Here is a 13,140-nt window from a genome sequence, read left to right on the forward strand (position 1 = left end):
AGGCAGGCACGCCGATGCGGCCGCGTGCCACGCGGCGGTGACGATCTACCGCCCGCGGGTCCGCCCCCTACATCTGCCGACCAGTTCTCGCTGCCGCCACCAAGGTCCACCGTGGACGGATGGTCAGACGAGTGCTTCGATCCGCACCGCAGCGCCCGAAGGGTCCACGCGAGCGAGCCAGGAGGCAGGCAGCAGCGCCGGGCGGGACGGGACGAACTGCGGAAGCCGACCCTGCCACAGGACCCGGCCGTCCTGACTGACCCGCACCCGTGGCAGGCGGGCGAATACGTTCGGCCGAAGGATCACCCGGCCGCGCGCCGGGAGGTCCGCCGACGATGAGATGCGCTGCGGACTGGTCCAAGCCAGCGGGCCGTCGACTTCGATCGGGACCCCCGCGGCGGCCGCCGACGCCGCGCGACCGGCCAGCCACCGCGCGATCGAGCGGCCGGCGTGCCGGCCGGACAGCGCCGCGACGTCTGCGGTCTCGACCGGGTGGCACAGGTTGCCGGCTGCGAAAAGCCCCGGCGCGCTGGTGGCCCCGGTCGCGTCGATCACCGGCCCGAGGGTCCGCGGGTCCATCCCGACGCCCGCCGTCCGGGCGAGCTCGTGGTCCGGCACCCAGTCGCCGGTGAACACGACGGTGTCACAGGCCTCGGTCCACCGGTGCCCGTCGGCGACGCGCTCCAACTCGACCTCCTCCGGCCGCGGCTTGCCCCGCACCGCGACGACCCGGGTGCCCGTCAGCACCGGGACGCGGAACATCCACCGCGCACCGAGGTGGAACGGCACGTAGCTCTGGTGCCGCGGCAGCTCAGTGGTCAGCGCGGCGACCTCGACCCCGGCGTGCCGCAACGTCATCATCGCGGAGAAGCCGACGTGCTCGGCACCCACCACGATGGCGCGCCGTCCGACCGGCCGGCCGTGGAGGTACACGGTCTGCTGCAACTGCCCGGTGGTGTACACGCCCTGGCCCCGGTCGCCGGGTACCCAGCGCGCCGGGCGCGGGCGCTCCCGGGCGCCGGTCGCCATCAGCACCGCAGAGGCGTGCACGACCGACAGCCCGTCCGGCGCTGTCACCTCCAGTCCGCCGTCGCCGGACCAACCGGTGACCATCGTCGTGGTGCGCACGGTGACTCCGGCCGCCGCGGCCAGCGCGGCGTGCCGCCGGGCGTAGGCCGGCCCGGTCATGATCCGCCGGAAGTCCCGCAGGCCGTAACCGGTGTGCGCGGAATGCCGCGGAATCCCGCCTGCGACGGCTTCCCTCTCCAGCACCTCGACCCGCTCCACCCCAGCCTGGCGCAACGCGACCGCCGCGGCGAGCCCGGCCGGCCCACCGCCGATCACGGCGACGTCGGCATCGTGCCTGACCCGCTCGTTCACTTCGCGGCCTCCGCCTTCACGGGCACATCTGCGCCCTCGTCGACCATGCGCGAAACCACCGCGCCACAGTAGAAGCCCTGACACCGGCCCATTCCGGCCCGAGTGCGGCGTCGCAGTCCCTCCACAGTGGATGGCACAATTTCGCTGCGCAGGGCATCGCGGATCTCACCGCGGCTGACGCGTTCGCAGAAGCAGACGATCTCGCCGTAGGCGGGATCCTTCGCGATCAACTCGGCGTCCGCGGCCGGCCGTACGTCCACCTGGCCGAGGTACGGCAGCTGTGGCGGGACGACGTCCGCACGCGGCCCCGGCAGCACCTCACCCGGCCAATCCGCCAGCTCCGCCGCGACGTACTCGGCGATCGCGAGCGACGAGGTGAGCCCCGTCGACCGGATCCCACCCACGCACACGTACCGCTGATCGCGGTGGAACGAGATCTGGTAGTCGCTGAACTCCGTCGCCGCCCGCAGGCCGGCGTAGATGGTGGTGACCTCCTCGCGCAGCAGCGCTGGGACGATCCGGTTTCCCTTCTCCCGCAACATGGCCAGTCCGTCCTCCGTGGACTCGGTGGCCGACCGGTCGGTGAGGTCCTCCGCAGTGGGGCCGAGCATCACGTTGCCGTAGACGGTCGGGCTCACCAGCACGCCCTTGCCCATCTTCGTCGGTACCGGCAGCAGGATGTGGTTCACCAGCGACCGCGCCAGCTTGTCGAACACGATGAGCTGGCCCCGCCGGGGGGTGATCGTGAACGAGTCGTGCCCGAACATCGCGTGCACGTGATCGCTGCCGAGGCCGGCGGCGTTGATCACGTACCGGGCCCGGACCGGTCCCCGGCCGGTGTGCAGCACCGTGTGGTCCGGCGCCGGCACGGCGCCGGTCACGGTACGGCCGAGCAGCAGTTCCGCACCGTGGCGCACCGCCTCCGTCGCGAACGCCAGCGTGGTCGTCCACGGGCAGATGATGGACTCCCCCGGCACCTCCAGGGCACCCAACGCGCCCGGGCCGAGGTGGGGCTCGCGCCGGGCCAGCTCAGCGGGATCCAGCACCCGGGTCTCGTGGTACCCGTTGGCCGCGGCCTTCTCAGCCAGCCCCGGCAGTGCCGCCAGCTGCTCGTCGTCCCAAGCGACCAGCAGGGCGCCCAGCGGCTCGACCGGGATACCCGCCTTGGCGGCGTAGTCGGACAGCAGCCGGTACCCCCGAGCGACGAGCCGCGACTCGGTGGTGCCGGGCGCCGCGTCGAAGCCGGTGTGCAGGATCGCGGTGTTGGCCTTGCTGGTCACGTCCCCGACGTCGGAGCGCGCGTCCACCAGCGCTACGGACCGGCCTCGCAGGGTGAACTCGCGCGCCAGCGCGGAGCCGACCACACCGGCTCCGATCACGGCCAGGTCGTACTCGGGCACTGGCATCAGGAATCAGCCCTTCCGGGAAACGCGCGGCCTTCGCCGCTGAACTGCCGGGTCGCCGCCAGCGCGGACCGCCAGCGGCCCAACTGCTCGGCGGCCCAGGCGGGCGGGCGGCTCGGCTCGACGACCGTGCTCGGCCGTGGGTCGGGCAACGCGCGGCCGGTGGCACCGCGCAGCGCCAAGTCGGCGACGCCGAGCGCGGTCGCGTGCGGGGCGGCAGCCACCTCCACCGGCGCTTGCAGCAGGTCGGCCTGCAGCTGCACCAGGGTCCGCGACCGGGTGAGCCCGCCGTCGAGCCGAAGCCTGGGCGCCGTGCCGCCGAGGTCCGCCGCCGCGGCATCGACGAGGTCCACGATTTGCGCGGCGATCCCCACGCAGACCGCGCGGGCGAGGTGCGCCCGAGTCGCCGCCAGGTTCAGTCCCAGGAAGCCGCCGGTCGCACCCGGCTGCCAGTGCGGCGCGGCCAGCCCGGCGAGCGACGGCACGAAAACCACCCCGGCCGTGTCGCTCACCGTGGACGCCAGCTCGTCGAGCTCGCCGGCCGGGCCGAGCAGGCCGACGTCGCGCAGCCAGGACACTGCCTTGCCCACGGTGTACACCTGCCCGTCGAGGCACCAGCGCCGCTGTCCGGCGATCTGCCACGCGACCGACGGGGTCAGCCCGGCGTCGCTGCGCTGCGGCCGGTCACCGGTGTTGACGAGCAGGAAGGCTCCGGTGCCGTAGGTGCACTTCGCCTCGCCCCGTTCCCGGCAGCGCTGCGCCCAGAGCGCGGCCTGCTGGTCCACGATCACTCCGGCGACCGGAGCCTCGGTACCGAACGCGCTGGTGGTGCCGACCACTTCGTCGTTGCCGGCCAGCCGCGGCCGGCGCTCGGTCAGCCCGAACAGCTCCCAGGCCTCGTCCGACCAGGTGCCGGACTCGAGGTCGAGCACCATGCTGCGCGACGCGGTCGCGACGTCGGTGACGAACTCGCCGGTGAGCCGGTGCAGCAGCCACGTGTCGGTGGTGGTGACCACTCCCCCGGCTCCGACGCGCTCCCGCAGCCAGCGCATCTTCGGCGCGGAGAAGTACGGGTCGAGCGGCAGGCCGCTGATCTCGCCGAGCCGGGCGGCGACGTCGCGCAGGGACTCGCACACCTCGACGGCCCGGCGGTCCTGCCACACCACACACTGCGAGAGGGCTTCTCCCGTCGCGGGGTCCCACGCCAGCACTGTCTCGCCCTGGTTGGCCAGCCCGACGACCCCGGCGCCGACCCCGGCCGCCGCGACGGCCGCGCGACCGGCATCGAGAACCGACGCCAGCAGCTCGCCCGGATCGACCTCCACCGCCCCCGGTTCGGGCGTCCGCACGCACAGCGGCCGGTCGACCTCCGCCAGCACGGTGCCGTCCTCGGCGACCACGAGGGCTTTGGTCGCCGAGGTGCCCTGGTCGATGGCCAGCACAGCGGAGGTCATGAGGCCGCGTCCTCGGTTCCGGCCACGGGCGGCTGCACGACGGTCAGGCCCGCGTCGCGCAGCTGCGCGACCATCTCGGGGTCCGCGGCCGAGTCGGTGATCAGTGCCGTGATGCGGTCGAGCCCGCAGACCTTGCGCAGCGCGACGTGCCCGAGCTTGCTTCCGTCCGCCAGCACGTAGACCTCGGCCGCGTTGCTGATCATCCGGTGCCGGACAGCGATCTCGTCGAGGTGGTAGTCGGTGAGCCCGCCGGTCACGTGGACCCCGCCGGAGCCCAGGAACGCCTTGTCGGCGAAGAAGTTGCTCACCTGGTCCTCGGCGTCGGGCCCCGAGGACGTCAGCTCGTCGTGCCGGACGCGGCCGCCCACGAGGTGAAGGTTCACCGCGTCCCGGCCGGCCATCGCCAGGACCGCGCCGAGGTTGTTGGTGACCACGCGGCCGCGGAACGAATCGGGCAGAGCGCGGGCGGCGGCGAGCACGGTGGTGCCCACGTCGAGGAACACCGTGTCGTCGTCACCGACGATCGAGGCGACCACCTCGGCGATCTCCGCCTTGGCCTCGCGCTCGATGTTCTCGCGCTCCACGCGGCCGGGCTCGGCGCTGCGGGACAGGTTCTTGGCCTTGGCCGCACCCCCGTAGACGCGGCGGATGGCACCTTCGCGTTCCAGTAGCACGAGATCGCGCCGGATGGTCTCCGGCGACACGTCGAGCTGGACCGCCATGTCCGCGGGCCGGAGCACCTCGCTGCTGTTCAACAGCACCAGGATCCGCCTGCGGCGTTCGTCGGGAAGCACGTTTCCCCCTACCTTTCTCAACTGCACGAGCGAGCCAAGCCGATCACGTTCTCCGGAGCACCCGGCGCAGGGCGCCGGCCCGCTGCCCGAGCTCGTCCAGACCGGCCGCGACCACGAGAGCCGCGCCGGTCGCGATGGCCTGTGCGAAGTACGGCACGTTCATCAAGGTCATACCGTTGTTGAGCACGCCGAGGAAGACCACCCCGAGCAGGACGCCGAGCATCGTCCCCCGGCCGCCGCTGAACGCGACCCCGCCCAGCAGTACGGCGGTGAGCACCTGCAGCTCGAAGTTGGCACCGAGTGTGCTCGGCGGGGCGGAGTCGAGCCGCGCCGCGAAGAGCACCCCGCCGAGGCCGGCGGCGAGGCCGGTGACCACGAACACCAGCAGCGGCAACCGTTTTGTCGCAACCCCGGACAGGAACGCCGCCTCCGGGTTGACTCCGATCGCGTAGACCTGGCGGCCGGCGGGCGTGCCGTAGAGGAACAGCGCGCCGAGCGCGAACACGATGAACGCGATCCACACCGGGACGGGGATACCGGCGTAGAGACCACGGCCCAGCAGCGACATCCCCGAGCCGAAGTCGGCCGGCGGGTCCGAGCGCAGGAACTGCGCGATCCCCCGGTACAGCTGCAGGGTACCGAGCGTGACGATGATCGGGCTGAGCCGGGTGTAGGACACGAGCACCCCGTTGACCAGACCGCCCACGGCGCCGACCACGAGCCCGGCGAGCACGGCCAGCCCCCAGTTCAGGTGGTGGTCGACGATGAGCAGCCCGGTGACCACCCCGGACAACCCGACCGCCGATCCCACCGAGAGGTCCACGTAGCCCATGATCACGAGCACCGCCTGCGGCACCGCGACGATGAGCAGCACTGCGCCCGACAGCGCGATGTTCTTGATGTTCCCCACGGTGAGGAACAGGTCCGACCGGCTGGTGAAGAAGCCGATCAACACGAGCAGGCCGATCAGCAGTGCCGACCGCAGGACGAGCTCCAGCACCGGCGTACGCCGGGTGGTGCTCACCTCCGGGTTGGCGGTTGCCGTCGTCATGGGCGTACCTCCGGGAGGGTGACTGCGGCGTCGTCGGGCAGGTCAGTGGTGACACCGGTGAACTGGTGGGCTTCGGCGAGCAAGGCGGATTCGGTGATGTCCTCGCCGATCAGCTCGGTGGTCAGCCGCCCGCGGTCCATCACGACCGCGCGGTGTGCGAGCACGGCGACCTCCTGGGCATCCGAAGAAGCGAAGACCACCGCGAGACCGCGGGCGGCCAGCTCCCGGCACACCTGGTAGATCTGCCGCCGGGCCCCGACGTCGACTCCCTGCGTCGGCTCGTCGAGCAGCAGCACACCGAGTTCCCCGGCCCGCGCGAGCCAGCGTCCGAGAACGAGCTTCTGCTGGTTCCCGCCGGAGAACTGGCCACCCTTGCGGCCGCCGTCGGGCGGCTGAAGGTCGACCTGCCGGGCGGTCTCGGCGAACAGTCGCCGCTCACCACCGGGCCGGCGCAGACCAAGCCGCGCGAGCCGCCGGTACGACGGGAGCAGCAGGTTGTCCGCCGCGTTGCGGGTCGGCCACAGCGCCTGGCGGAGCCGATCCGACGGGACGAGCGCGATTCCGCGCCGCACCGCGCCCGCCGGGGTGCGCGGCGCCGACAGCTCGTCGTCGACCTCAGCGGTGCCGCGGGCGGCCCGGTAGCGGCCGGCGAGCGTCTCCAAAAGCGACGTGCGGCCGGAGCCGAGAACACCGTAGAGCCCGAGGATCTCGCCGGAGCGCACGTCGAGATCGATCGGCCCGAACCGCAGCCCGGCCAGGCCCCGCAGCCGCAGCCGGACCGGGCCGAGGTCGGCGGGCTCGGCCGGTGCCGTCGGCGCGCCGGTGCCGCCGGAGATCACCTCGACGATCCGCTCGGGTGCCACATCGGCGACCTTCTCGCGCAGGGCGAGGACGCCGTCGCGAAGGACCGTGACCCGGTCGGCGATGCGGAAGACCTCGCCGAGGCGGTGCGTGGTGTAGACGATGCGCGCCCCGCCGCTCTTCATCTTGGCGATCTCGGCGAAGAGGCGTTCGGTTTCGCTCTCCGACAGCGACGCCGTGGGCTCGTCGAGGATCAGCACCCGCACGTCGGTGCGGTGCCACGCCTTCGCTATCTCCAGAAGCTGTTTGGTGCCCATCGGCAGCCCGCCGACCTTCGTCCCCGGCGCCACGTCGAGGCCGAACCGGTCGAGCAACTCGGCGGTGACCCGCCGCTGGCCGGCCCGGTCGAGGACCCCGGCGACGGTCTTCTCCTGGCCGAGGAACAGGTTGTCGCTCACCGACAGCACGTCGATCAGCGAGAGGTGCTGGTGGATGGTGGCGATGCCGGCGGCGAAGGCCCGGTGCGGGGTGAGCTGGCCCAGCGGCTCGCCGTCGAGCGCCAGCTCACCCGCGTCCGGGGTCACCACTCCGCCGATGCACTTGATCAAGGTGGACTTGCCGGCGCCGTTGGGGCCGAGCAGCGCGTGCACCTCGCCGGGGGCGATGTCGAGATCGACCCCCTTGAGGACGGTGGCCGCGCCGTATCCCTTGACCAGGCCTCGAATGGTGAGCGTCATCGGGTTCCTCAGCTGTAGTCGCTCAGGTAGTCCTTGAGCGAGGGGGTGCTCGAGGTGAGCGCGACCGGCGGGACGTTCACGCCCTTGTTCGGCTTGCCCTCCAACAGGTCCGCCGCCACGTCGGTGACCGCGAAGCCGATGTCCCGGATGCGCACGGCGACCGAGACCCGGTAGATCCCGCCCTGCGCCACCGCTTGGAGGCCTTCCTTCGACCCGTCCTGGCCGCCGATGAAGATGCCCGGGTCTTTCGGGTTCTTGCCCGCGTTGAGGAACGCCTGCTGCGCGCCGAGGGCGACGTCGTCGTCGTAGCCGAGCACCATGTTGAGGTCCGGGTGCGCCTGCAGGACCGTGCGGGCGATCTGCTCGCCGTCCGCGCGAGTACCGGCCTTCTGCGTGGAGACGATCTCGACGTTGCCACCCGCGGCGAAAGCCGCCTTCAGCCCATCGTCGCGCTGCGCACCCACCGCGAGGTCCCGGTTGTTGAGCACGAGCACCTTCACCGGTCCCTGGTGCTGCTTGGCCCACTCGGTCGCCGTCTTGCCGAGCGCCTGACCGCTTTCGAGGCCGCTGAACAGCACCGAGGCGTCCTGGTTCTTCAGCGGCGAGGCGTAGGAAACGAACACCGTGCAGTTGCTCCGCGCCTGCTGCGCGAGCGGTTCCATCGACGCCGGCTCGAGCGGGTAGGACACGATCGCCGGGATCTTCTGCGTCACCCAGGTCTGCACGTTCTGGGTCTGCTTCTGCAGGTCCTCGTCGTCGGCGGTGTACTTCATCTGGTACCCGCGCGCGGTGGCGCGCTGCTCGGCGAACCGCTTGAGGTCGCCGTACACCGACAGCGACGTCAACGGGTAGTCGAAGCCGATCACTTTGTCGGTGGAGCGCTTGCAGGACTGGCCGCCGGCCGCCGAGCCGTTGTCGGCGGTGATGCCGCCGCAGGCGGCCAGCGACAGGGTCAGCACGGCCGCCGCGCTGGCGCCGGCCAGCCGGCGGAATAGGACGGGCTGTTTCATGGGAGTTCTCCCTGCAGTCGGGATTCCGGTGGGGACCGTTGGTCAGACGCGGGCGACGAAGTTGCCGAGCACGTTGTGCAGCAGCCGCGAAACGTTGTTGTCGTAGCCGTTCCACGGCAGGCAGCCGGTGAAGCAGATCGAGCCGACGGAGAAGACCGCACCGCCGCCCGGGCGCTCGACGAGCACCATGTCCGAGCGGACGAGATCGGACTCGCTGCCGCCGAGCCCGGGGGCGAGCATCAGCACGTCCTCGACGGCGAGCTGGTAGAAATCGCTGTGGCGCTGGGAAGTGGCCAGCACAGCCGTGTTCGGCGGGCTGCCCAGCGCGAAGTCGCAGCGGTCGAGTTCGTCGCCGCTCGCGCCGTTCATGATCAGGCCGAAGTCACCGATGAGATTCTCCTCGATGCCTTCGAAAACCCAGGCCCATTCGGGCTCGTGGGACAACGGGGTGCGCTCGAACGCCGGGGCCTTTTCGTCCCAGCCCTGGCTGCACATCCCGACGCCGGCGAGCTTGTTGGGCGACCGGCCGCGCCAGCGCCACAGCCCGCCCGGCTCGCCGGTGGTCGAGTGGCGGCCTTCCCCCGGCTGGATCTCCCAGGTGCGGATCCCGCCCGAGCGACGCACCTCCAGCACGGCCGGCTGGTGCGGGTCCTGCGAGGTGACCCAGTAGAACCCGTTGCCACCCAGGTACATCAGGCAGTGTCCGGTGTCGACGTGCCGCTGCAGCGCGTCGAGCATCGCCCCGCTGTAGTACTCGGGGTGCGAGCCGGTGAGCACCACCTGGTAACCGTCCAGCGCGTGCTCGGGGTCGGCGTGCAGGTCGTGGTCGCTGAGCACGTCGTGCTCGATGCCGCTTCGGACGAGCCAGTGCTCGAGGTAGAGGTCGGCACCCAAGCTGCGCGGCGCGTTCTGCAGCCACATGCGGTAGTCCGGGCGCAGGTTGAGGATCGGCCGCAACGCGCTCGTGTAGCAGATTCCGGAGCCGTCGCTGTGCAGGTCGTAGAGGCTGGAGCCGAACTCCGGGTGCTCGGCGAGCGCGACGTCGTGCGCTCCTGGCGTGATCGGGTGGTCGGTGATGCCGGCCGCCTCGTAGTCGAGCCGGTGCTGGAGGCGTTCGTTGGCGTAGGCCAGGTAGGTGAAGGTCGGGATCAGGTAGGCGACCTTCGAACGGGGCGCGCCGCTCGCCGGCGCCACCACGACCGGGATGTGGTCGGTCTCGTCGCCGTCGCGGGTGGTTCCGCGCAGCCGCACGGCGTAGATGCCGCTCGGCAGATCGGCCGGCAACTCCACGCGAGCCGTCTCGGGCCAGCCGGCATCGATCAGGTCGTCGTCGTGGAAGTGGATCGCGGCGTACTGCTCCGGCGCGGCGGTGCAGTCCTGCACCTCGCCGGTCCAGGTGTGCCCCGTCATCGCGCGGGCCGGTTTGTTCACCAGCCGCCCGTGCCGGCCGCGGCCCGAGACGTCCTCGGCGGCGTCCGTGGCGAAACCGCGCTCGAACGCCCACTCGGCGAGCAGGTCGGCACCGGAGGACACCACCGGACGTTCGACCTTGCCGTTGAAGACGGCACCGGGGAAGTATCGGGTGCCCTCCGCCGGGCAGCGCAGCGCCGCGACCACCACGCCGCTCGCGGCCGAAAGGTCCACTTCGGACTCCCCGCTCACGCGGACCGGCGTTTCGTCGCCGGGGAACGGCTCCAGCGGCACGATTTCCAGTGACACGCCGCCGGTGCCGACCTCGGCGGACACGCGGTACCAGCGCCGGTTCGCCAGTGGCCGGGCGGCCTCGACCGGCACCGCACCGTCACCGGTGGACAGCCGAAGGCGGCCGGTTTCGCCGAGTGCCACCGCGACGACGGGCTCACCGCGCGCGTCCACCACGGTCAGCACACCCTGTTCACGGCCGGCGTCCACAGTGGTCGGCCAGATCACCGCACCGAGACTCAGCCGCGTGGTGCCCGCCGGGACGACGTCGTCCGCTCGCAGACAGGAACCGACCGGTGTTACCTGCTCGGCCGCGACTACGACCTGACTGGGAACGGAAGCCACGTCGGTGCTGAGGAAGCCGGGACCGAGCGGGTTCGTGTCGCCGTGCAGGAGCCGGACGAGATCGACCGTGACCTTCCCGCCGTCACCGCTGATCCGGACCGGGAGCGTCTCCCCCGGCCGGGCGGACAGCTGGTCCAGGTAACCGATCAACCTCATGAACACTCCGCCCATCCGACGCATGCCCGAACTTACACAACAACGCCCACGATCTTCCTGCGGTTTCTGGCTGATGGGACCGTACAGGTGACCGAACTTCCACGCAATACCTCGTATTTACGAGGAGGTTTCCGCTCGTCACGTTCTCGTTACAGCGCCGACCCGGCGGCCGCTCGATCCGGCTCGACATCGGGAGGCTCACGTCCTCCGGTCACCTGCTCCACGTAGTCGTGTTGCCGTGGCCGCTGGAGGTGCCACGCAGCTGGCGGCAGGAAGCCCTGCTCCTCTTTCGGAGGGGCAGGGCTTCAGTCGCGCCAGAGGGCGCCGGCGCTCAGGGGATGATCTTGTCGCGCCGGAAGTCGTCGAACAGCCGGTAGAACATCCGCTCTGTGTCCACATAGGAGTGAAAGCCCGCGCGCCGGGACTTGGACGTGTCGGCGAACACGTCGTAGTCCCAGGAGAACACGAAGTCGCCGAAGGGCCAGGCGGAAACCTGGTCGTAGCCGGGTTTCAGGCCGTACTCGGCGGCCAGTTCGGACCACAGCGGGCCCTTGTCCGCCATCACGGTGGTGAGCGACATCGGCAACGGCGGCGCGGTGTCGAGTTCGAAGTAGGCGGCGAGCTTCGGCCACAGCTCGCTCCACCGGAACAGGTCGCCGTTGGCGATGTTGAAGGCCTCGTTGCGGGTCGACGTCGCGGCCCAGACCGTCGCCTCGGCGAGCAGGCCGGCGTCGGTCATCTCGAGGAGGCTGTCGTACGCGCCCGGTTTGCCGGGGAACCGCAGCGGCAGCCCGAGTTCCTTCGTGATCGACGCGTACACCGCGATCACGAGCGCCAGGTTCATCGGGTTGCCGAGCGTCGTGCCACCCACCACCGACGGCCGGATCGCCGACCAGCTGGGCGCCCGCCGCTCCAGCAGCGCCTGCTGGTCCACGTTGAACTCCGGCGGCAGGTGCCCGGCGTCGGACTCCCGCGCGGGCGTTTTGAACGGCCCGAGGTGCGCGCCGTAGACCTTGTAGCCCTGCATGAGGCTCACGTGCTCCAGTGCGCTGCCGTCGAGGGCGTCGACCAGGTTCTCGAGCATCGCGACGTTCGGCGGTACGAGCTCCGCCCACGTCGGCCGGTCCTGGTAGGCGGCGTAGAACAGGTGCGTCGCGTCGCGGTGGTCGGCCAGTTTCGCGCTCGTGTCCGCGGAGTCGAGCAGGTCGACGGCGAGCGAGCCGGGCCCGCCGCGCCGCGACAGGCCGACGACGTCCCAGCCGCCGAGGCCGCGCAGGTGGTCGGTGAGGGTGCGGCCGATGATCCCGTGGGCGCCGGCGACGAGGGCCTTGCGTGGTGTGCTCATGCCTCCGATGCTGTGCCCGACGCATGAATAAGTCCAAGGCATAGTTCTTTGGTCGAGGATAAACTGCGCTCATGACGAGCCTGCGGCAGCTTGAGTACCTCGTGACGGTCGTGGACACCGGGTCGTTCACGCGCGCAGCCGAACAGCTCCACGTCACGCAACCCGCGCTGTCGCACCAGGTTCGGGCGCTGGAGCAGCACGTCGGCGGCCCGCTGCTGGAACGGCTGCCGCGCTCGGTCCGCCTGACCCCGATGGGCCGCGCGATGCTCCCGCACGCCCGCGCCACCCTCGCCGACGCCGAACGCGCCCGCTGCGCCGCCCGGCAAGCGTCCGGCCTGATGGCGGGAGAACTGCTGGTGGCCACCGTCTACTCGGTCAGCCTCGGCGTGCTGCCCGCCGCGCTGCGGGTGTGGCGCCGGGACCACCCGGCCGTCGACGTCCGCCTCTTCGAACACCGCCACACCACCGAACTCCGCGACGCCATGACGGCCGGCCAGGCGGACATCGCCATCGGCCCCGTCCCCGACGCCTGGGACGGCCCGGTGCGCGAACTCGGCGCGGAGGAGTTCGTCGTCGTGCTGCCCGCCGACGGCGCCACCGAGGGCCACGCGGGCACCGTCGACCTCCGCTCCCTGGCCGACTGCGCCTGGGTGCACTACGCCCCCGGCCACGGCCTGGCGGAGATCCTCGACGCCGCCTGCGCCGACGCGGGCTTCCGGCCCCGCCCGGCCGTGCGCACCGAACAAACGGCCACCGCCCCGATCCTCGCCGCCGCCGGCCTCGGCCCGGCGCTCGTGCCGGCCAACGTGCTGCCCCCGAACTTCGACGGCCGGGTGCTGCGCCCGGCACGACCGGTGCGGCGGATGCTGAGCGCCTACAGCCGGCCGGGGCCGGATCCGCTGACCACCGCGTTCGTGGAAGTCCTTGCCCAGCACGCAAAAGTCTGAAGCATCCGGTCAGAAC

10 protein-coding genes are annotated in these 13,140 nt (G+C 71.6%); 1 reads left to right on the forward strand and 9 read right to left on the reverse strand.

Features of this window, described 5'->3' with window-relative positions; genetic code table 11:
- Nucleotides 1-123: 123 nt before the first annotated feature.
- From ACIA77_RS42895 to ACIA77_RS42935, 9 genes are all read right to left on the reverse strand, one after another.
- Nucleotides 124-1,380: an NAD(P)/FAD-dependent oxidoreductase gene (locus ACIA77_RS42895; RefSeq protein WP_395891908.1), complete on the reverse strand. Its 1,257-nt coding sequence runs from the start codon at nucleotides 1,378-1,380 to the stop codon at nucleotides 124-126.
- Nucleotides 1,377-2,786 carry an NAD(P)/FAD-dependent oxidoreductase gene (locus tag ACIA77_RS42900; RefSeq protein WP_395891909.1) on the reverse strand — a complete coding sequence of 470 codons (1,410 nt, stop codon included), beginning with the start codon at nucleotides 2,784-2,786 and terminating at the stop codon, nucleotides 1,377-1,379. Before ACIA77_RS42900 ends, ACIA77_RS42895 begins: the two co-directional genes overlap by 4 nt.
- Complete coding sequence (locus ACIA77_RS42905; protein WP_395891910.1) at nucleotides 2,786-4,237, reverse strand: FGGY family carbohydrate kinase; 1,452 nt, start codon at nucleotides 4,235-4,237, stop codon at nucleotides 2,786-2,788. The genes ACIA77_RS42900 and ACIA77_RS42905 overlap by 1 nt, the downstream gene beginning before the upstream one ends.
- Nucleotides 4,234-5,031 (reverse strand): DeoR/GlpR family DNA-binding transcription regulator, encoded by a 798-nt coding sequence (locus ACIA77_RS42910; protein ID WP_395891911.1) that lies wholly within the window; start codon nucleotides 5,029-5,031, stop codon nucleotides 4,234-4,236. The genes ACIA77_RS42905 and ACIA77_RS42910 overlap by 4 nt, the downstream gene beginning before the upstream one ends.
- 43 nt (nucleotides 5,032-5,074) lie before the next feature.
- A complete protein-coding gene (locus ACIA77_RS42915) occupies nucleotides 5,075-6,082 on the reverse strand; it encodes an ABC transporter permease (protein ID WP_395891912.1) in 1,008 nt (335 codons plus the stop codon).
- On the reverse strand, nucleotides 6,079-7,620 hold the full coding sequence (locus ACIA77_RS42920) for a sugar ABC transporter ATP-binding protein (protein WP_395891913.1): 1,542 nt from the start codon (nucleotides 7,618-7,620) through the stop codon (nucleotides 6,079-6,081). The genes ACIA77_RS42915 and ACIA77_RS42920 overlap by 4 nt, the downstream gene beginning before the upstream one ends.
- Before the next feature lie 8 nt (nucleotides 7,621-7,628).
- Nucleotides 7,629-8,630 (reverse strand): sugar ABC transporter substrate-binding protein, encoded by a 1,002-nt coding sequence (locus tag ACIA77_RS42925; protein WP_395891914.1) that lies wholly within the window; start codon nucleotides 8,628-8,630, stop codon nucleotides 7,629-7,631.
- A 42-nt stretch (nucleotides 8,631-8,672) separates the two neighbouring features.
- Nucleotides 8,673-10,832: a N,N-dimethylformamidase beta subunit family domain-containing protein gene (locus ACIA77_RS42930; protein WP_395891915.1), complete on the reverse strand. Its 2,160-nt coding sequence runs from the start codon at nucleotides 10,830-10,832 to the stop codon at nucleotides 8,673-8,675.
- A gap of 331 nt (nucleotides 10,833-11,163) precedes the next feature.
- Nucleotides 11,164-12,177: an SDR family oxidoreductase gene (locus ACIA77_RS42935; RefSeq protein ID WP_395891916.1), complete on the reverse strand. Its 1,014-nt coding sequence runs from the start codon at nucleotides 12,175-12,177 to the stop codon at nucleotides 11,164-11,166.
- A gap of 71 nt (nucleotides 12,178-12,248) precedes the next feature.
- Here ACIA77_RS42935 and ACIA77_RS42940 point away from each other — a divergent pair, with 71 nt between their 5' ends.
- On the forward strand, nucleotides 12,249-13,124 hold the full coding sequence (locus ACIA77_RS42940) for a LysR family transcriptional regulator (RefSeq protein ID WP_395891917.1): 876 nt from the start codon (nucleotides 12,249-12,251) through the stop codon (nucleotides 13,122-13,124).
- Nucleotides 13,125-13,140: the final 16 nt, after the last annotated feature.

Source organism: Amycolatopsis sp. NPDC051903 (assembly GCF_044452505.1).
GTDB lineage: Bacteria > Actinomycetota > Actinomycetes > Mycobacteriales > Pseudonocardiaceae > Amycolatopsis.

Bases quoted from the DNA above. Each gene is read 5' to 3' on its own strand.
- ACIA77_RS42900 (WP_395891909.1), bottom strand. From the start codon at position 2,786: ATGCCAGTGCCCGAGTACGACCTGGCCGTGATCGGAGCCGGTGTGGTC.
- ACIA77_RS42915 (WP_395891912.1), bottom strand. From the start codon at position 6,082: ATGACGACGGCAACCGCCAACCCGGAGGTGAGCACCACCCGGCGTACG.
- ACIA77_RS42935 (WP_395891916.1), bottom strand. From the start codon at position 12,177: ATGAGCACACCACGCAAGGCCCTCGTCGCCGGCGCCCACGGGATCATC.
- ACIA77_RS42905 (WP_395891910.1), bottom strand. From the start codon at position 4,237: ATGACCTCCGCTGTGCTGGCCATCGACCAGGGCACCTCGGCGACCAAA.
- ACIA77_RS42930 (WP_395891915.1), bottom strand. From the start codon at position 10,832: ATGAGGTTGATCGGTTACCTGGACCAGCTGTCCGCCCGGCCGGGGGAG.
- ACIA77_RS42940 (WP_395891917.1), top strand. From the start codon at position 12,249: ATGACGAGCCTGCGGCAGCTTGAGTACCTCGTGACGGTCGTGGACACC.
- ACIA77_RS42920 (WP_395891913.1), bottom strand. From the start codon at position 7,620: ATGACGCTCACCATTCGAGGCCTGGTCAAGGGATACGGCGCGGCCACC.
- ACIA77_RS42925 (WP_395891914.1), bottom strand. From the start codon at position 8,630: ATGAAACAGCCCGTCCTATTCCGCCGGCTGGCCGGCGCCAGCGCGGCG.